Genomic DNA, 18,540 nt, shown 5'->3' on the forward strand with positions numbered 1-18,540 from the left:
AAATCCTGCACCGTCATGCGCGCGCGGATGGCGATGGCCGCCGTCTGGATGATCTCGCCCGCTTCCGGCGTAACAGCCTGCACACCCAGCAGGCGCAGGCTTCCCGCTTCTGCGACAAGTTTGATAAAGCCGCGTGTATCGAAGTTGGCGAGTGCGCGCGGCACGTTGTCGAGCGACAGCGTGCGGCTAATGGTCTCGATACCTTTGCCGTGCGCTTCCGCCTCGGACATCCCCACCGTCGCCACTTGGGGATCGGTGAATATCACGGTTGGCATGGCAGTAAGATCGAGGGCGGCCTCGCCGCCGGTCATGTTGATCGCCGCACGCGTTCCAGCGGCTGCCGCAACATAGACGAACTGCGGCTGATCGGTGCAATCGCCGGCGGCGTAAATGTCCTGCGCGCTGGTGCGCATGTGGTCGTCAATCAGGATATTGCCCTGAGGACTGAGTACTACACCGGCGCGGTCCAATGCCAAGTTGCCGGTGTTCGGTGAACGTCCCGTTGCAACCAGCAGTTGGTCGGCTCGCAGTTCGCCACTCTGCATCTTGAGCACAAACTCGCCATTCGCATAACTGACTTCACTCGCCTGCGCATTGGTCAGTACCGTAATGCCTTCGGCGCGGAACGCCTCTGTCACCGCCGTGCCGATGGCCGGATCCTCACTGAAGAACAATGTGTGGCGCGCCAATATCATTATTTGACTACCGAGTCGCGCGAAGGCTTGCGCCAGTTCCAGCGCGACGACAGATGAGCCGATCACGGCAAGCCGTGGTGGAATGCTGTCGCACACCAATGCTTCGGTCGAAGTCCAGTACGGCGTGTCTTTCAAGCCTGGAACCGGTGGGATCGCTGCGCGGGCACCGGTCGCGACGAGACAGCGGTCAAACGACACCTCGCGCTCGCTGCCGTCGCCCAAATGCACAATCAGCGTGTGGCCGTCCATGAAGCGGGCCTCGCCGTGCAGCAGGGTAATGTCCTGCGTGCTCTCCAGTATCCCTTCATATTTGGCGTGGCGCAGTTCATCCACGCGCGCCTGTTGCTGCGCGAGCAAGGCCGGACGGTCGATGGCGGGCGCACTGGCCGTGATGCCGCCATCGAACGGGCTGCCCGCACGCAAATGCGCGAGGTGGGCGCCACGGATGAAGATTTTGGACGGCACGCAACCGATGTTGACGCAAGTGCCACCGATGGTGCCGCGCTCGATCAGCGTCACCCGCGCGCCACGTTCGACTGCTTTCAGCGCGCACGCCATCGCCGCGCCACCACTGCCGATGACGGCGATGTGCAGCTTGGCCTTTGCTGCTTTGCCTGCTGCTGCCACCTCGTCTGAGCCAATGATCTCGGCGTTGTAACCGCTGGCTTTGACAACATGCACGAGAGCATCGATACTGATCTGGCTTCGCACCGTTACGCCGGCAACTTTGTCATGATAGGAGACAGTGGCAGAGACAACACCAGGCACGCCGGACAGAGCCTTTTCCACTGTATTTGCGCAATGTTCGCAAGTCATGCCGGTAATGCGCAGGATGATGACGTTCATGATCTATCGCCTTTCGATGTTTGGCAGTTTGCATTTATTCCGCACTGTGTCTTTGATTTTCGATTCACCGCGTAAATAATCAAACCAACAAAAAACAGCAGGGCTGGCATCAACACGTAATCGATGTAACCGATCCAGGCAGCCAAACCGACCGCACCAAAAACAAATACCAGCACGGGCGTAAAACAACACAAGGCTGAGATAATCACCCCGACGGTGCCAGTTTTCAACAATGTGGAGGTTTTCACTGACGTGTCTCCACGACCTTGGATGGATAGCCGGCGTTCTTGGTTGTTTCGGTCAGCGCTGCGGCATTTGTCTGGGCATCATCGAAGGTTGCAACGACTATTCGCTTTTCCGGGTTTACATCAATCCTGCCCACCCCTTTGACTTTGTTCAGCGCCTTCTTGACGGTGATCGGACATACTTCGCAGTCCATCGTCGGAATGGAAAGCGTGACGGTCTTGTTAGCCGCAAAGGCAGGCGACATAGTGAAAGCAATCGTGATTGCCGCGATAACTGATAGTGTTTGAGCGACTTTCATGCCATTACTCCTTCAATAAAATAACGGTGCAAGATAAGGGAAGGACAGTGCGACGAGCACCAGCATCGCAACGATCCAGAAAATGACTTTGTAGGCGCGCCTGGTCTGCGGCAACGCACAAATTTCACCTGGCTTGCATTCAGTCTCTGGCCGATAAATGCGTCGCCAGGCTAAGAACATCGCGATCAGTGCCACTCCGATGAAAATCGGGCGATACGGCTCCAGCACGGTCAGATTGCCAATCCAGGCTCCGCTAAAACCAAGAGTTATCAACACCAGCGGCCCAAGGCAGCAGGTTGAAGCAAGAATCGCCGCAAGCCCGCCAGCTATCAGCGTGCCACTGACATTTTTTGGTTCTGGCATAAATCATCCTTTCGAGGATTTGTGTGATGGTGTAACGTTACCTCTGTACTCAAGTACGGAGTCAAGCGACATGAATAATAATCTTGAAAGTTTGACTATCGGCTCCTTTGCCAAGGCTGCTGGTGTCAATGTGGAAACCATACGCTTTTACCAGCGCAAAAATCTGCTCCCCGAGCCGAACAAGGCATACGGCAATATTCGCCGGTATGGGGAGTCAGATGTCGCACGGGTGCAATTCATAAAGTCGGCTCAAATGCTCGGTTTTAGCCTGAATGAAATTGCCGAATTGCTCAAATTGGAGGATGGAACACGCTGCACAGAAGCAAGCAAACTGGCCGAGCGCAAGCTTGGCGACATACGTGCAAAGCTGGCTGTCCTGTTGCGCATGGAGACCGTACTAACGCAGCTTGTAGCTGCATGCCATACAAAGAAAGGCAACGTCTCGTGCCCTCTAATTGCCGCACTCCAAGAGCACAAAGGAGTCGCAACATAAACTGCAAGAGAGGGCTTATCCGTTTAACGGCTCAATTGTTGTCAGATGAACCGGTGAAGGAATGGGGTATTCCAGCCCACAAAATGGAGGTCGGCGACACCTGCATTTACTCGATCCTAAATGCTGTCGATATCTGCTGCGACAGAAAGCTGGATCAGGTTCACTTACATTATGAGTGATACCCAAGATGAATCACTTTCCCAAGTCGCGCTTCTTCTGTTCGAATTCCTCGCGCCCGATCTCGCCGCGCGCATAGCGTTCATTGAGCAGATCAAGTGCGGACTTTTCCCGTCCGCCCTTACCGCAATCGCCAGAACTACGAGAGCATCTCACCAGCATCACGATGCCGACAATCAGCAGTCCCCAGAACAGTAGCATACCCAGCCCCATGCCGCCCCAACCCCAGCCGTAATCACTCATATGTCCCCACATCGTTTACCCCTTTCCAAACCGCAACGCGGCTTAAAGTTTCACGCGGCGTAGCCGCAGCGCATTCGTGATGACCGATACCGAACTGAAACTCATCGCGGCCGCCGCGATGATGGGCGAGAGCAGCAGGCCGAAGAACGGATACAGCACTCCCGCTGCCACGGGGATACCGATCACGTTGTAGATGAACGCGAAGAACAGGTTTTGCCGGATGTTGCGCATGGTGGTGCGGCTCAGGCGCAAGGCACGCACGATGCCGCGCAGGTCGCCTTTGATCAGGGTGATGCCTGCGCTTTCCATCGCCACGTCGGTGCCGGAACCCATGGCGATGCCTACCTGCGCCTGAGCCAGTGCCGGGGCATCGTTGATGCCGTCGCCCGCCATCGCAACGATGCGGCCCTGCGTCTGGAGTTGTTTGACGATGGCCGATTTCTGCTCGGGCAGTACTTCCGCCTCGATACGGTCGATCCCCAGTTTTTTCGCCACCGCTTCGGCGGTGACGCGGTTGTCGCCAGTGAGCATGATGATTTGCACATTTTCCGCATGCAAAAGGCGGATGGCCTCTGCCGTGGACGCCTTGACCGGATCGGCCACGCCGATCAAGCCTGCAGCCTTGCCGTCGATGGCCAGCAGCATCACCGTCTGGCCGTCGCTGCGCAGTGTCCTGGCAAAGGAAGGCGAGTCGCCTGCATCAATGCCCAGCTCTTCGAATAACTTGAGGTTGCCCAAGGCGACTGCGCGGCCCTCGACGGTGCCCGTCACGCCTTTGCCGGTGATCGAACGGAAATCGCTGACGTTGGCGAGAGACAGTCCTGTTTCCTGTGCACCCTTCACAATGGCCGCTGCCAGCGGATGTTCGCTGTCGCGCTCCAGGCTTGCGCCCAGCCGCAACACTTCGCCCTCGTCGAAACCGGCCAGCGGAATGACGGAAGTCAGTTTCGGTTTGCCCTCGGTCAGCGTGCCGGTCTTGTCCACCACCAGCGTGTTCACTTTCTCCATCGTCTCCAGCGCTTCGGCATTCTTGATCAGTACGCCGGCCTGCGCACCGCGCCCGGTGCCGACCATGATGGACATCGGCGTGGCCAGCCCCAGCGCGCAAGGGCAGGCGATGATCAGCACCGCCACGGCGTTGACGATGGCGTGCGTCAGGCGAGGTTCGGGTCCGAACAGTCCCCATACCGCCAGCGTGGCGAGCGCGGCCAGTACGACTGCGGGTACGAAATAGCCCGCAGTGACATCGGCCAGCCGCTGGATCGGTGCGCGGCTGCGCTGTGCTTCGCTGACCATGTGGACGATCTGGGCAAGCAAAGTATCGGAGCCCACGCGTTCGGCGCGCATCAACAGGCTGCCGGTGCCGTTCACGGTGGCGCCGATCAATCGCGCACCAGTCGTCTTTTCTACCGGGATGGATTCGCCGGTCACCATCGATTCGTCCAGCGAACTGGCGCCTTCCAGCACAACGCCATCTACCGGCACTTTCTCGCCGGGACGCACGCGCAGGATGTCGCCCGGCTGCACCTGTTCCAGCGGGATATCTTCTTCGTTGCCATTGCTACGCACGATGCGTGCCGATTTGGGGGCAAGCCCCAGCAGCAGTTTGATGGCGGCACTGGTCTGGCTGCGCGCGCGCAACTCCATTACCTGGCCCAACAGTACCAAGGCCATGATGACGGCTGCCGCCTCGAAATAGACTGGCACGGTTCCGCCCATGCTGCGCATCGCTGGCGGAAAGATGCCCGGCAGCAGCATCGCCACGATGCTGTAGCTCCATGCCACGCCCACGCCGAGCGCGATCAGGCTGAACATGTTGAGGCTGCGGTTGACGACTGATGCCCAGCCGCGCTGGAAGATCGGCCAGCCAGCCCAAAGCACCACCGGGGTAGCCAGCGCGAATTCCAGCCATTGCAGCACAGCCATCGAAACAGAACCCGGTATAAGTTCAGGTGCCAGGTCGGATGTCATTGCCATCAGGAATACCGGCAAGGCAAGTGCAACGCTTGCCTTGAAGCGGCGCGTCATGTCGTTCAATTCGGTATTGTCTTCTGATGGTGCGTTGCGCGGCTCCAATGCCATGCCGCACTTCGGGCAAGTGCCGGGTTCGTTGCGCACTATTTCCGGATGCATGGGGCAGGTGTATCCGGTAGCGTTCGACGTGATTGTGGCAGGCGCTACGGGTTCCAGCGTCATGCCGCACTTGGGGCAATTGCCGGGGCCGTTTTGTCGAACTTCCGGATGCATCGGACAAGTATACAACGCAGTGGATTGCCCCTCTGCTGCGGCCCGCGGCTTCAGGTATGCGGACGGGTTTGCCTGAAATTTGTCCAGACAATGCTGCGAACAAAAGTAATAGCGTTCACTCGTGTAATCAGCGTGCAGGGTGTCATCTTCTGCAGTGACCTGCATTTTGCAGACCGGGTCGGTAGTCTTGGTCGTCATGGCGTTTACCTCTTCATCTTCAGTAAACAATGCCGTTTATGCTATACGAAAAATGCCGAATAAGCCCAATCAAGAAAATCATGGTTCCCGTTTTGGTTTAGGAATATCACACTGACATGATTTTCCTAGCCTATCTCAAGCAAGACATGGATCAAATCCAATCTTGAAGGAGCCATCAATTTCGCAAAAATTCAGTCATTTTCACATTGAGTATATTTAATCAATGAAGCATGCAGTATTCCTATCCACAAGATGAAAATCGGCAAACCCCGCATGCGCCTGCTCGCCTGTGTTGTCGGTATCGGATGCGACGGCAACCTGGATCAAACGTGCCTGGGCGGATCCAAATTCGGCAATCACATCCTGCAGCACATCATGCCTCGCCTCGACCCACTTCCCCGCGTTTGCCGCACCTGATTCAGCCACAATCATGCGCGTGCGATCGGTGTAGGCATTGGGCTTGCGTGTGCCGACCGGATAACGGTTGTCCCAGACATAGTTGAGTGCGGCATCCGGCACCGCATCACCCCAGATCTCACGCGCCAGTGCAAGCTTGCTGCGCAACATCCAGCCGATCTCGGAAGGCGGCAAGACGAACGACACATACACGCGGGCGGCGTAGTCATCGCCCGCCTTGGTCGCCATGTCGGCCTTGACCAGCGGCGCATCGATGCGCCAGCGCCAGCACAGAACAGGGGTCCGGTTGAGATCAACCTCTACAGGTCGCGCCAATAATGCCATGCTGTGTTCCGCGGTCGCCTCGATGCCCAGCACACCATCCCAGCGGGCAACCCGGTAGCGGGTAGGCGCCACTTTCTTACTGAGCTGCACGATCTGCCACGGTGCGGGAACGACTGCCGACGGTTCCTTGAAACTGTCGAGGGACGCCAAGTCACCCGCCTGTACGACGCATGAACCGGCACAAAAAGCCAAACCTGCGACACTACGCAACAACATATGATCTCCATTTTTCACCGATGTATTTCAAGTCTTGCGGCTCATCGACATCGTGCAGCATCTGACCGACGTGTACCGACCAACCGAGCTGCCCGAGGCGCGCGATCGTGGTACCTGCAACAGCATCGGTACTCCACGGCATGTTGCCAAACAGGAATGGGCTGAATTGTCTGATTCCCAGCAAGGCATAACCGCCGTCGACCGTGCAATGAATGATCGCATCACGATCATGCAAGACAAGCCACGCTTCACGTAGCAGATCAGCTGACATCTCTACGCAATCTGTCCCGACCAACAAGACGGCTTCGCCCTTATTTAGCGCTCTGGCCGCAGCGCGAGCCATCCGTGCACCTAGGTCGCCTTCACCCTGGTCTGAAATCTCGATACCTGCCGGCAATTCAATATCGCTCCAGGCAGCATCGACGGTCGGGGTGACGCACAACTCGACTACGCCGACATTTGCGGCAAGGGCCTCATTCACCGTATGCACAAGCATTCGCTGCGCGAGCTCTGCCGCTCCTTCTGCCCCAAGCGCCGGGATCAGGCGTGTCTTGGCCAATCCGGGCCTGGGTGCTTTGGCAAATATGATGATGCGAGCGGATTTCATCGATATAACCTCGCCAATGCCGCCGCATCGGCACCGCGCCAATATTCCCAGCGCAAACGCCACATCAGGAAAATCGTGCGCCAGACGCCACGCGTCTCCCAGCGCCTTCCGGAAGTGCTCGCACAATGGGTGATGCAGGCTGGACGCGAAAAACTCAACAGCCGCTTACACAGATCCACATCCTCCATCAGTGGCTGATCGGAATAACCACGCAGTCGTTCGAACACGATACGCCGCACGAATATCGCCTGATCTCCGGTGGCGATCCCGGTCAATCGCGAGCGCCAGTTCATCAGCGTTCCAACCACACGCAACATGAACGGCTTTCCCGTGATGCACACGTCGAATCTTCCCCAGCTTTTGGCACCTGCCAGCGACTGCGTGATATGTTGTATCGCACCCTCGGGCAAGCGTGTATCGGCGTGCAGGAACAACAGCACCTTGCCGTTGGCCCGCGCGGCACCGGCGTTCATCTGGCGCGCCCTGCCGCGCGCTGACTTTACCACGGTGAAACCGGCCACCTCGGCAAGCATGGCCGAACTGTCGGCACTTCCGCCATCGGCAAAGATGATCTCGCAACCGGCACGCCGAAAAGGCAGCAAGTGCGCAAACAGTTCCGGCAACTGAGTGGCTTCATTCAGTACGGGTACGATGATGGATAGTTCCATGTCAGCCCCGCTTCCACGCATGATATTTCTCCAGCCAGCGCAGCACGCTCTGCGGCGCATGCGCGCGCTTCCATTCACCGGCAGCATATTTGTTGGCTTCTGCCAGCGTTGGATAGGTATGGATGGTGCCGAGTATCTTGTTCAATCCCAGCCCGTGCTTCATCGCCAGCACGAATTCCGCCAACAGATCGCCCGCGTGTTCTCCCACGATGGTGACGCCCAGTATCTTGTCTTTGCCCGGCACCGTGAGCACTTTGACGAAGCCGTGTGCAGTCCCGTCAGCGACGGCGCGGTCGAGATCGTCGATACCGTACTGGGTAACCTCATAGGCTACTTTCTGATCGCGCGCATCCTGCTCGTTTAAGCCGACGCGCGCCACTTCCGGTTCGATGAAGGTCGCCCAGGGGATGACCGAATAGTCCACTTTGAAGCGCTTGAAGTCGCCGAACAGAGCATTGACCGCGGCATACCAGGCCTGATGCGCGGCGGTATGGGTGAATTGGTACGGCCCTGCCACATCGCCCGCCGCGTAGATGTTGGGATACAACGTTTCCAGATAATCGTTGGTGGTGACGGTACGCTGAACAGGTATACCCAGTTCTTCCAGCCCGAAGCCCTTCAGGCGCGCGCTGCGGCCCACTGCACAGATCAGTGCATCGAATTCGACGCGGCGCGACTGGCCATCGTGTTCCACCACGATGAATTTGTGCTCGCCCTCCTTCTCGCAACGCACCGCCTTGTGATCGGTCAATACTTCCACGCCGTCGGCAACCAGTGATGCCCGTGCCATTTCCGAGACTTCCACGTCCTCGCGGATCATGACGCGTGGTGCCATCTCGATCAGCGTCACGCCCGACCCCAGCCGCGCGAAACTCTGCGCCAGTTCGCAGCCGATGGGGCCGCCGCCGAGCACCACCAGACGCCTGGGGGCGGCATCCAGTTCGGCGAAGGTGGACCACAGCGTATCGCTGGTGACATAGCCCACTTCCTCCAACCCCGGCAACGGCGGCACAAAAGGACGCGCACCTGTCGCGATGACGATGCTGCGTGTAGTGAGCTTCTGCGTCGTACCATCGTCGAAACTGATTTCGACCGTCCACGGGTTGGTGATGCGCGCATAGCCCTGCAGGACTTCCACTCCCAGTCCGGTGTAGCGCTCCACACTGTCATGCGGAGCGACTGTGTGAATCACCTCATGCACACGCGCCATCACTTTACGGAAACTGAATTCGGGTGCGCCCGCGTTCAAGCCGTAGTGTTCCCCGTGCCGGATCTGGTTGGCGAGTTTGGCGCTTTTGATCAGCGCCTTGCTCGGCACGCAGCCGTAGTTCAAGCAATCGCCGCCCATCTTGTGCGTTTCGATCAAGGTGACTTTGGCTTTGACCGCTGCCCCAATATAGGCAGACACCAGCCCCGCCGCACCGCCTCCGATGACGATCAGGTTTCGGTCGAAGTTGGCGGGGCGTTGCCATTTGGCATACATGCGGCGGCGTTGCAGCCAAGCGGTGATTCTTTTGGCGACCATGGGGAACACTCCTAGCAAAGCAAAAGACAACAACAGGCCGGGCGAAAGAATGCCGGACAGGCTTTGCAAAGCGGCCAGCTGCGTGCCCGCATTCACAAACACCAGCGTCCCGGCCAACATGCCGACCTGACTCACCCAATAGAAAGTGCGGGTGCGCATCGGCGTCAGACCCATCAGCAGGTTGATGAGGAAGAACGGGAAAATCGGCACCATGCGCAGTGTGAACAGGTACAACGCGCCATCTCGGGAAACCCCTTCGTTGATGGCTTTGAGCTTGTCGCCGAAACGCTGTTGCACCGCATCGCGGAGCACGAAGCGCGAGGCAAGAAAGGCCAGCGTCGCACCAAGGCTGGAGGCGAATGACACCAGCAACGTGCCCATGCCTAGGCCGAACAGCGCACCCATAGCCAGGGTCATCACCAGTGCACCCGGCAGGGACAGGGCGGCTGCAATGACATACAGGGCGAAACCGGCGCTCGCGACCAACCAGGGCGATTGCATCTTGAGCGCAATGAAATCGCTCTGGCTTTGTTTTAACGATTCCAGCGACAGGTAACGATCCAACCCCAAAGCAAAGAAACCCAGTACCAGCAAGATGATCGCGACAACAATCGCAAGCTTCTTCATATCTTGCTTTCGAGCTTGGACGCCAAACCGCGTGCCGCGAACAACTCGATACGCTCCATCGGGATGTGGTCTCCGGCATCCACACCGTAATAGGTTTCGACGACTGTACCCGTTTCGTCAATCAAGAAGTCCGCTGGCATCAGATTGCCGGTCGCCATGCCGCGCATGCCCACCATGCCCATACCCTTCATCATGGCGAACGGATGCAGCAGCATGGCCTTGATCTTGCTCCACATAGATGTGTTCACCGCAAACGCTTCATGCGCAATCCCTTCAGGATCGGCGATCATGAGAAAAGGACGCGGGCGCTTGGCGATGAATTTGAGCACGTCCTCACGGTCCGACTTGAACACCACCGCGATATCCAGCCCCATATTCGACAGGCCGGGATAGTTGTTGGTCAGGTCGTACACCCTGAAATTGCAGAACGGGCAGGTCGCTTCGCGGAACAGCGACAGCAACAGCCTGCGTCCTTTGCCGATTTGAACGGGCTGCCCGTAAATATCGACCAGTGAAATCTGCGGCGTCTTTACCGGAGCGAGAAGCTTCATTTTGCGACCTCCATCTGCAGTTGTGATTCCTCCCTGATGACCGCTTTACTGGCGCCGCTGCAACTGCTGCCCTGCCCAGCCGTGCAGCCGTAGCAGTGGTCGGCGACGCAGATGGCGTGACCTTGCAGTTCTTGATGTAATAAGTCGCGAAGATGGGGGCGGCCCATACCGGGCAAGGGCAAGCCCAGTTGCTGATTGAAATCACAGTCGTACAGAAAACCCTGCCAGTCAACGCTGACCAAGTTGCGGCACATCACGGTGTCGAGATTGGCGGCGGCGAAGTTCTCGTGCAGCAGGCGCATGTAGTCGTTGAACTGGCCTTTGGAGATCAGCATCGAACCGAAGCGCTGGATAGGCATGTTGGCGATGGCCAGCAATTGGTTGAACACAATACCGAAGTGATCGAACAGTTCGCGCTGGTAATCGGCCTGCAGCGCGGACTGGTCCGGCGGCAGCGAGGCGCCCTGCGGATTGAATACCAGATTCAGTACCAGCCCGCTACCGGGAATTCCGTACCCCAGCGCGTTGAGTTTTTGCAGCGCGAGGATGCTCTTGTCGTACGTGCCCTTGCCGCGCTGCTTGTCCACGTTGTCCAGCGAATAGCACGGCAGCGAAGCCACGATCTCGACCCGCTGCTCTGCCAGGAACTCCGCCAGATCCTCCTGCCCCGGCTCAAACAGGATGGTCAGGTTGCAGCGGTTGATGACCTTGCGCCCCTGAGCCCGTGCCGCACGCACCAGATCGCGGAACCCAGCGTGCAGTTCCGGCGCGCCGCCGGTCAGATCCAGCGTATGCAGATCGCGTGCTGCCAGCACCTGCGGTATCAGCGCCAACGTCTCCGCATCCATCATTTCGGTGCGATTGGGACCGGCATTCACATGGCAATGCTGGCAGCTCATGTTGCACTTGTAACCGACGTTGACCTGCAGGATCTCCAGCGCGTGGCGACGCAACGCGGGGAATTCTGTGGCTTGCAGCAAAGGCAGAGTGGCATGCATGTTATTTACGTCCGGTTGTTCCGCACTGCGTGTCCGCAATGCGCTCATGCCCGTTAGTCGCGGCGGTCGCCGATTCCTTACACTCGCCCTGGCGAATGCCCGCACAAGGCTGCGATGTAAGAAAAACAAGGCGACCACGACTAATTACCCAACGGACATTGCGTCTGCAACGCCCCAACCGAAACAGGAGAAATGCGATGAACACCGTCACCATGTACAGCACCGTCACCTGCCCGTATTGCATCCGCGCCGAGCAGTTGTTGCAGCGCAAGGGCGTTACGGCCCTAATCAAGATCAGGATCGACCAGGATCCGTCAGCGCTGGAAAAGATGATAGAGCGCACGCGCCGCCGCACCGTCCCGCAGATGTATATCGGCGATACCCATGTGGGCGGCTACGACGACATGGCCGCGCTGGAAAATGCAGGCAAGCTCGATCCCCTGCTGAACAGCTAGTGAAGCGAGCATGGGAACCGCCCTCTCCCTGCTCGGCAGAAAACTGGCGGCCACGCTGACGCGACCGCAACACATACACAGCGCGGAACCTGTCAGCACGCCCACCCGCCTGCTGGCGTGTCTGCAGCCCGGCGATGTGTTGTTGGTGGAGGGGAACAGCAGGGTCAGTGCGGCCATCAAGTTTCTGACGCAATCGACCTGGTCGCATGCCGCCATCTATGTCGGCGATTATCTCGCTCAGGCAGGCGGCAACCCCGCGCATTGCTTTATCGAAGCGGATATGGTGGAAGGCGTGCGCAGCGTGGGCATAGAGGGATTCGCCAATCTGAACACCCGCGTCTGTCGTCCCTTCGGGCTGAGCGCAGCCGATTGCAGACAGGTGGCCGAATTCGCCATCCGCCGTATCGGCGACCAATACGATCTGCGCAACGTGCTGGATCTTGCCCGCTATTTCCTGCCGAACCCACCGGTACCCGCACGGTTCAGGCGCCGCATGCTGTCGCTCGGCAGCGGCGACCCGACCAGGGCGATCTGTTCAACACTGATCGCGCAAACATTCCAGTCAGTGCGCTATCCCATTCTGCCTATCGTTTCCACCCGCAGTGCGGATAGTCCGGATTGCCCGGGGTGCATCGAGGAGATCTACAAGATACGCCACCACAGCCTGTTCACGCCCAAGGATTTTGACGTGTCGCCCTACTTCCAGATCATCAAACCTGCGCAGGTGAGTGGATTCAACTTCAGGGATTTTAAGTGGGAAGATATTGCTAGCTGAGAGAGAACCATCGCGGACATGCGGGATATATTTTCATTGCCAGAAACCGGAACAAGCTGAAGGGCAGGCGCCGAGATGCAGCAGAACATGGAAAGGCAATAGGGTTGATAAACTGAACAGAAGACTCTCTTTACATGTGCTCAATCAGGGCTACGCAAGTGCGTAACCCAGTTTTATATGAATTGGTTTAAATGCGTGTAACCTTCCCTGTAGTTTGCCACTGCTGCACAACAGCTATCACAATACCACCAGTCATTACCGCCAAAGAATCGATGAGGCCAGACAGAAACATCGGTAATTCTGGAATCTTCGACCAACCAGCTGTGACTAAGTGATCTCCCAAAAAAACCGCAGCTCCTAGTGCAAGACCTACCACTGCACCATGTAACCAACCAGAGCACCCGCTTCTTACTCGCGGCACTAGCCAAACTAATACAACGGTAATTACCAAATAGCCTGCAAGCAACGGCACAAAAGCTAAACCGTCTGCGTCTGTTCTAATGAATGACCCAAACATTCCAGACACGAATGGTTGCAGGATTCCAATTGCAAGCGTTGTCGCTATCATATTTGTGACCACGTAGCCAGTGATCAGAGGAAGAAACCACTTCAGCATGATTTTCTCCATTCAGACACTACACATGGTTTGAGTTTTGCAAATATATACATCTGAAAAGTTATCACTTTAATTCCCCCAACTGTGTCAATCGAGTTGTCACTATAAAATGCCTTGCCAATAGTGTCAACCTTATTTACACTATATATTATGAAAAAACTTGCAATTACCCCGATGGGACAATTGTTGTTGCAATCTTTCGATTGGTTTGATGAAAGCCTCTTGGCGTCATTAAAAGAACAGGGCTGGCCTAAATTAAGCCGCTCACAGTCGATGTTAATGGCTTACTTAGGTGAGGGAGGTATTCGTATTTCGGAGTTGGCTCGACGATTGGGAATCTCAAGACAGGCCACACAGAAAAGTGTTAAAGAGTTGGAACGCTTGAAATTGTTGAAAACTGACATTGATCCAACTAATGCTAGCGCTAGAACTGTCGTTCTGACTAATCAAGGTAAAGAAATTGTTGCTGTCGCTTTGAGGTCATTTTCTGAAATTGAAAAACAGCTATCGATACGCATTGGTAACGGCAATGTGGCCAGCATGAGGAGAATACTTGAAAAAGATTGGGGCGTACCAATAGTTGTGAAGAAAAAATAGAAGATAATTTCAATTCGGATACCAGTCGTCTGATTGATGCTCTACGGTGCCTGGCTATCAATCTCCATTCAACCCGAAACGGCTACTTTTTTCCTGCCCGTTCTTACCCTTGGCAAAAGTACGCGTCATCAACCTGATCGAGCCCATCTGCTCCTTGAAGTTGCTGCAACCTGTGCACATCATCAAATGCAGTTTCAGCGACATGCGTTCGATCATCGATAAGGGGCGTTCTTGCGACTCGGACATCAGGCGCGTAGCGTCATGACAATTTAACATTCTTTTCTCCTTCCAAATACCATTTATTCTCGATACATTCACGCAAGCGAAGGCGCGAACGGTGAAGCAGGACATGCAAATTGCTCGTGGACAAATTCACCTCGGCACAGATTTCGTCGGCATCCAGTTCGATGAATTCCCGCATCATGAATACCCGCGCTTGCTTCGGCGGCAGTCCTTCCAGGCACGCTTCAAACACAACCCAGAATTGGCCTTCACGCAAAGACGCTTCCGGATTACCCCAGGCAACAGGGCGTTCTTCAGGTTGCCAGAAGCCTTTGCTATCGAATAATTCGGAGAAATCCTCATCCTCGTCTTCCTCGCGCTGCAGGCTACTGACATTCACCGAGCGCTGTTTTTGGCGCAAGGTATCGGCAATTTTGTTTTTAAGGATCGCGAAAATCCAGGTCTTAAGCGCGGCACGCCCTCCAAACGAAGCGGCGTTTTTCAATGCCCCGATCAATGCTTCCTGTACTGCATCTTCGGCCTGGAAACTGTCGCCCAGCTGCAGGGTGGCGAACTTGAGCATTTGTCTGCGAATGTCTTCAAGGAATACGCCGTCGGTCAATATGTCATATTGGCTGCCTGTTTCATTCTGCAGATTCTGATCGTTCGCCATCAATTCCTCTTCTTCCAATTTCGTTCATCGCCGCACTGTAGCTTGCCACGCAATACGGTACCAGATAATTCAACAGAAAATGGAACCAGGAAATTTTATCGCTATGCAGCAGACTTTCGCCCTGATTGATCAAATTAAGGAGCGTACCCACTACCAGGGCGATCTTGAGCGAATTCTTGACGATGCACCATGACAGGGATGCCTGCATCAGTTTAAGCATGCCGAGCGTCCCCGCTGCCATGTTTATTCATAAATCTGCGGTCTATCCGGTTCTTCCACCACCACACCCAGTTGCCCGCCGCACTCAATGGCCCCCACGATGCAATTGCATGCTTGGGGCCGGTTGCCATCAAATACAGGGAACGTTTACGTGGGCGATAACGGATGAACTTGCCGCCAGTGATACTGGCGATCAGGTTATGCGCCACGACCGGCCCTGCAAACACAGCATGCACTCCGGAGCGAGCCATGATGATATCGGTTCGGGCACACACGTCGCCAGCGGCAAACACATTGGGGTGCGAGATGCTTTGATGACCTGCATCAACGCTGATGTAACCATGCTCATCCAGTGCCAGATGAGACGTCTGCAACCAGCGCGGAGGGTATGCGTCCGGCCGATCCACCTGTTTTGAGGTAAAGGAGTCTGGCACGCTGTGATTTTACACAGTGGAGCCAAGGCATGGAAAGGAAGACGCGACGGGAAGAATGGGAAGAGCGGTTGAGGGGGTGGAAGGATAGTGGGTTGAGCCAGAAGGCTTACTGCGAACGAGAGGGAATTTCCTTTGCCAGTTTTAGGTACTGGTCAGTTCGGGTCTTTCGGGAGAAGAAAGCGGAATTAACCCTGGTGTCGGTGCGCATGCCGGAGGGTGCGGGAGATCTGGTGATTCGTGGTCCACGGGGATGGCAATGCATTTTTCCGGCGGGGACACCAGCATCCTGGGTGGCTGAAGTATTGCGCGCCCTGTGATGGATATTCATCAGGTCTGGTTGGTGTGGGAGCCGGTGGACATGAGGGCGGGAATCGACCGTTTGTCGGGGTTGGTTCAGGAGGCTCTGGGCCGTTCCCCCTGTGATGGAACGGCCTATGCCTTCCGCAATCGGCGCAGTAGTCGGCTCAAATTGCTGGTCTGGGATGGCAACGGGGTGTGGTTATGCCAGCGCCGTTTGCATCGGGGTTTGTTTGTCTGGCCACGGGAAGGAGAGGCCGTCCTCGTATTGACGAGAGATCAATGGCGGTGGTTAATTACGGGAGTTGACTGGACGCGAGTGGGGGCGGCTCCACACCCGGAATGGCGGGTGTAACAAGAGAAAATCCCACCGAAATCCCTATAAAAACAGCCCATTTCAGGGCGCGTCATGGTACAATAACGCCATGAATTTGAACGAAGAAATCGAGTTTCTCAATGCCTCTCCCGAGGTGTCTGGGCAGGTTAAAACCCTGCTGGGTCGGCTCACTCAGGAAATCAAGTACAAGGAAGCGCATATCCAGCGTCTATCCCATGAGTTGGCTCGGCTCAAGCGTTTCCGCTTCGGTCAACGAAGCGAAGAACTCAAGGCATCCGTGCAGATGGATTTGTTCGACGAAACCCTCACTGCCGATATCGAGGCGGTCGAGGCTGAACTCGAACAGTTGGGGGCCAAACCCGCTCCCACCTCGAAGAAGAACCACAAGGGACGCAACCCACTACCTCCGGAACTTCCTCGCGTAGAAATTCGCCATGAACCCGAATCCTGTACCTGTGGATCCTGCGGCACTGCTCTGGTCAAGATTGGAGAAGACGTCACCGAACAACTGGATGTGGAGCCTGCCAAGTTCTTTGTGCAGAGACATATTCGCCCCCAATATGCTTGTCGTCATTGCGAAACGGTGGAAGCAGCGCCGGTTCCTGCGGCAATCATCGATGGGGGGATGGCGACTCCGGGGGTGTTGACCTGGTTACTCATCGGTAAATATGTGGACCACCTCCCCTTGTATCGCATGGAACAAATTGCTGCCCGTTCTGGTGTTCCGCTGGCTCGCTCCACTCTGGCGGAGTGGGTAGGAAGAACCGGGGTGGCCTTACGCCCCTTGGTGGATCGATTGCGGGAATTGCTCCTGGAACGGGAAGTCCTGCATGCCGACGAGACCCCGGTGGCACAACTGGACCCCGGACGAGGGAAGACCAAGCGCGCCTATTTATGGGCATACTGTAGCAGTTCATGGGATACCGGCCCTCCGATACTGGTATTTGATTACCGGGGCGGAAGAAGCGGGGTTTATGCCCAGGAATTCCTGGAGGGCTGGAAGGGACACCTCATGGTGGATAACTACGCAGGGTATAACGCCTTGTTCAAGACCGGGGTGGTGGAGTTGGGGTGTATGGCTCATGCACGGCGCAAGTTCTTTGACTTGCACACGGATCACCCGACAGCCCTGTCAACCCAAGCCATGGCGTGGTTCGCGAAACTGTACGGCGTCGAGCGCGAGGCCGAGGACTTGAGCATGGAGGAACGGCGCATTCTGCGCCAGGAGAAGGCGCAACCCATGCTTGAGAGTTTCCGTGAGTGGCTCATAGCCCAACGGCGTACCGTGGCGGACGGATCGGGGATGGCACGGGCCATGGACTACAGCCTGAAACGATGGGAAGCCTTGGCGCGCTATGCCACAGCAGGACATCTGCCCATCGACAATAACCGCATCGAGAATGGGATTCGTCCCATCGCCATTGGCAAGAAAAACTGGTTGTACGCCGGTTCCGAGTTGGCAGGTCAGAGAGCAGCGGCTATCCAAAGTCTCCTGGCCACGGCCAAACTTAACGGACTGGATCCTTACGCCTGGCTGAAAGATACCCTGGAGAAACTTCCGGCATGGCCCAACAGCCGCATTGACGAATTGCTGCCGTTTGCCGCCTGCAAGGAAGTGGCATCATGAACTTTACTGAAGTACTTGAGGCGTTGAAACGGGCTTCGGGATTTGAACTGTATCGTCTGAGCGCGGCTATTGACCGGATGCTGTGCGATCCCAAATGGATCATTGCCATTCGCAGGGTGCTTCATGTCGGGCAACAGGTTGAATACTTCGATGAAAAGGACAATCGTCTATGCACAGGTCGGGTGCTGGAATTGAGGCAGAAGACGGTTCTGCTCCAGCGTCTGGACACTTCGCAACGGTGGCTCATGCCCTATACCTCGATCAACCTGGGGGGCATTGATGCAGCGATTCGTGATAACCCAGATCGGGGCCTCAGTCGCCAGGAAGTGGCGGTGGGCGATATCGTCGGATTCCTTGACCGCGAACAGCGCCTGCGAAGCGGTAAGATCATTCGCATCAACGATAAAACCGTGACGATCGTCTCTCAAAATCAACGGTGGCGCGTTCCCTATGCCCTACTGCACAGAATCGTCGATGGGGATTCAACCACCATTCACGGCGAAATCATCTCCCGCTGAAATCAGCAAGGTGGTCTGGTCGGACGCTTAC

General features: G+C 56.5%; 24 protein-coding genes. 7 read left to right on the top strand and 17 right to left on the bottom strand.

Features of this window, described 5'->3' with window-relative positions; translation table 11 throughout:
* From merA to merT, 4 genes are all read right to left on the bottom strand, one after another.
* Positions 1-1,541, bottom strand: a 1,541-nt coding sequence (gene merA, locus M7R55_RS10650) for a mercury(II) reductase (RefSeq protein ID WP_298220391.1), incomplete at its 3' end; no start/stop codon positions are given.
* Complete coding sequence (gene merF, locus M7R55_RS10655) at positions 1,538-1,789, bottom strand: mercury resistance system transport protein MerF (RefSeq protein ID WP_298220392.1); 252 nt, start codon at positions 1,787-1,789, stop codon at positions 1,538-1,540. The genes merA and merF, both read right to left, overlap by 4 nt.
* Entirely contained in the window at positions 1,786-2,085 is a 300-nt protein-coding gene (merP, locus tag M7R55_RS10660; protein WP_298220393.1) for a mercury resistance system periplasmic binding protein MerP, read from the bottom strand. The genes merF and merP overlap by 4 nt, the downstream gene beginning before the upstream one ends.
* Positions 2,086-2,097: 12 nt before the next feature.
* Positions 2,098-2,448 (bottom strand): mercuric ion transporter MerT, encoded by a 351-nt coding sequence (merT, locus tag M7R55_RS10665; RefSeq protein ID WP_298220394.1) that lies wholly within the window; start codon positions 2,446-2,448, stop codon positions 2,098-2,100.
* A 70-nt stretch (positions 2,449-2,518) separates the two neighbouring features.
* Here merT and merR point away from each other — a divergent pair, with 70 nt between their 5' ends.
* Positions 2,519-2,941: an Hg(II)-responsive transcriptional regulator gene (gene merR, locus M7R55_RS10670; RefSeq protein ID WP_298220395.1), complete on the top strand. Its 423-nt coding sequence runs from the start codon at positions 2,519-2,521 to the stop codon at positions 2,939-2,941.
* 192 nt (positions 2,942-3,133) lie between these two features.
* Here the strand turns inward: merR and M7R55_RS10675 are convergent, their stop codons facing one another.
* The 8 genes from M7R55_RS10675 to arsS form a co-directional block, all read right to left on the bottom strand.
* Positions 3,134-3,361, bottom strand: coding sequence for an SHOCT domain-containing protein (locus M7R55_RS10675; protein ID WP_298220396.1), 228 nt, complete (start codon positions 3,359-3,361; stop codon positions 3,134-3,136).
* 42 nt (positions 3,362-3,403) lie between these two features.
* Complete coding sequence (locus M7R55_RS10680; RefSeq protein WP_298220397.1) at positions 3,404-5,806, bottom strand: heavy metal translocating P-type ATPase; 2,403 nt, start codon at positions 5,804-5,806, stop codon at positions 3,404-3,406.
* 216 nt (positions 5,807-6,022) lie between these two features.
* A complete protein-coding gene (locus M7R55_RS10685; RefSeq protein WP_298220398.1) occupies positions 6,023-6,763 on the bottom strand; it encodes a DUF3047 domain-containing protein in 741 nt (246 codons plus the stop codon).
* Positions 6,750-7,370, bottom strand: coding sequence for a TIGR04282 family arsenosugar biosynthesis glycosyltransferase (locus tag M7R55_RS10690; protein WP_298220399.1), 621 nt, complete (start codon positions 7,368-7,370; stop codon positions 6,750-6,752). The genes M7R55_RS10685 and M7R55_RS10690 overlap by 14 nt, the downstream gene beginning before the upstream one ends.
* The gene (locus tag M7R55_RS10695) at positions 7,367-8,038 is read right to left on the bottom strand and encodes a TIGR04283 family arsenosugar biosynthesis glycosyltransferase (protein ID WP_298220400.1); all 672 of its coding nucleotides are present in this window, start codon (positions 8,036-8,038) and stop codon (positions 7,367-7,369) included. The genes M7R55_RS10690 and M7R55_RS10695 overlap by 4 nt, the downstream gene beginning before the upstream one ends.
* 1 nt (position 8,039) lies before the next feature.
* Positions 8,040-10,190 (bottom strand): FAD-dependent oxidoreductase, encoded by a 2,151-nt coding sequence (locus tag M7R55_RS10700; RefSeq protein ID WP_298220401.1) that lies wholly within the window; start codon positions 10,188-10,190, stop codon positions 8,040-8,042.
* Complete coding sequence (locus tag M7R55_RS10705; protein ID WP_298220402.1) at positions 10,187-10,741, bottom strand: redoxin family protein; 555 nt, start codon at positions 10,739-10,741, stop codon at positions 10,187-10,189. The genes M7R55_RS10700 and M7R55_RS10705 overlap by 4 nt, the downstream gene beginning before the upstream one ends.
* On the bottom strand, positions 10,738-11,739 hold the full coding sequence (gene arsS / locus M7R55_RS10710; protein ID WP_298220403.1) for an arsenosugar biosynthesis radical SAM (seleno)protein ArsS: 1,002 nt from the start codon (positions 11,737-11,739) through the stop codon (positions 10,738-10,740). Before arsS ends, M7R55_RS10705 begins: the two co-directional genes overlap by 4 nt.
* A gap of 197 nt (positions 11,740-11,936) precedes the next feature.
* On the opposite strand from arsS, the gene grxC reads away from it, so the two are divergent.
* Positions 11,937-12,194: a glutaredoxin 3 gene (grxC, locus tag M7R55_RS10715; protein WP_298220404.1), complete on the top strand. Its 258-nt coding sequence runs from the start codon at positions 11,937-11,939 to the stop codon at positions 12,192-12,194.
* A 10-nt stretch (positions 12,195-12,204) separates the two neighbouring features.
* Positions 12,205-12,969: a YiiX/YebB-like N1pC/P60 family cysteine hydrolase gene (locus M7R55_RS10720; RefSeq protein WP_298220405.1), complete on the top strand. Its 765-nt coding sequence runs from the start codon at positions 12,205-12,207 to the stop codon at positions 12,967-12,969.
* 187 nt (positions 12,970-13,156) lie between these two features.
* Here M7R55_RS10720 and M7R55_RS10725 read toward each other — a convergent pair whose 3' ends face one another.
* Positions 13,157-13,585, bottom strand: a complete 429-nt coding sequence (locus tag M7R55_RS10725) for a hypothetical protein (RefSeq protein WP_298220406.1) — start codon at positions 13,583-13,585, stop codon at positions 13,157-13,159.
* 150 nt (positions 13,586-13,735) lie between these two features.
* Between M7R55_RS10725 and M7R55_RS10730 the strand changes: the two genes are divergently transcribed.
* On the top strand, positions 13,736-14,182 hold the full coding sequence (locus tag M7R55_RS10730; protein ID WP_298220408.1) for a MarR family winged helix-turn-helix transcriptional regulator: 447 nt from the start codon (positions 13,736-13,738) through the stop codon (positions 14,180-14,182).
* 57 nt (positions 14,183-14,239) lie between these two features.
* Here the strand turns inward: M7R55_RS10730 and M7R55_RS10735 are convergent, their stop codons facing one another.
* From M7R55_RS10735 to M7R55_RS10750, 4 genes are read right to left on the bottom strand one after another with little or no spacing between them, the layout of a single operon-like run.
* Positions 14,240-14,458, bottom strand: a complete 219-nt coding sequence (locus tag M7R55_RS10735) for a zf-HC2 domain-containing protein (protein ID WP_298220410.1) — start codon at positions 14,456-14,458, stop codon at positions 14,240-14,242.
* A complete protein-coding gene (locus M7R55_RS10740) occupies positions 14,442-15,077 on the bottom strand; it encodes an RNA polymerase factor sigma-70 (RefSeq protein WP_298220412.1) in 636 nt (211 codons plus the stop codon). Before M7R55_RS10740 ends, M7R55_RS10735 begins: the two co-directional genes overlap by 17 nt.
* Positions 15,049-15,297, bottom strand: coding sequence for a nitrate/nitrite transporter NrtS (gene nrtS, locus M7R55_RS10745; protein WP_298220415.1), 249 nt, complete (start codon positions 15,295-15,297; stop codon positions 15,049-15,051). Before nrtS ends, M7R55_RS10740 begins: the two co-directional genes overlap by 29 nt.
* On the bottom strand, positions 15,290-15,730 hold the full coding sequence (locus M7R55_RS10750) for a hypothetical protein (protein WP_298220417.1): 441 nt from the start codon (positions 15,728-15,730) through the stop codon (positions 15,290-15,292). The genes nrtS and M7R55_RS10750 overlap by 8 nt, the downstream gene beginning before the upstream one ends.
* A gap of 316 nt (positions 15,731-16,046) precedes the next feature.
* Between M7R55_RS10750 and tnpB the strand changes: the two genes are divergently transcribed.
* The 3 genes from tnpB to M7R55_RS10765 all read left to right on the top strand — a co-directional run bounded on the left by tnpB (position 16,047) and on the right by M7R55_RS10765 (position 18,509).
* Positions 16,047-16,382 carry an IS66 family insertion sequence element accessory protein TnpB gene (gene tnpB / locus M7R55_RS10755; RefSeq protein ID WP_297456927.1) on the top strand — a complete coding sequence of 112 codons (336 nt, stop codon included), beginning with the start codon at positions 16,047-16,049 and terminating at the stop codon, positions 16,380-16,382.
* A 70-nt stretch (positions 16,383-16,452) separates the two neighbouring features.
* Positions 16,453-17,991: an IS66 family transposase gene (locus tag M7R55_RS10760; RefSeq protein WP_297505115.1), complete on the top strand. Its 1,539-nt coding sequence runs from the start codon at positions 16,453-16,455 to the stop codon at positions 17,989-17,991.
* Positions 17,988-18,509 carry a hypothetical protein gene (locus M7R55_RS10765; protein WP_297456933.1) on the top strand — a complete coding sequence of 174 codons (522 nt, stop codon included), beginning with the start codon at positions 17,988-17,990 and terminating at the stop codon, positions 18,507-18,509. The genes M7R55_RS10760 and M7R55_RS10765 overlap by 4 nt, the downstream gene beginning before the upstream one ends.
* Positions 18,510-18,540 lie beyond the last annotated feature (31 nt).

It is taken from the genome of Halothiobacillus sp., assembly GCF_027346185.1.
Classification (GTDB): domain Bacteria; phylum Pseudomonadota; class Gammaproteobacteria; order Halothiobacillales; family Halothiobacillaceae; genus Halothiobacillus.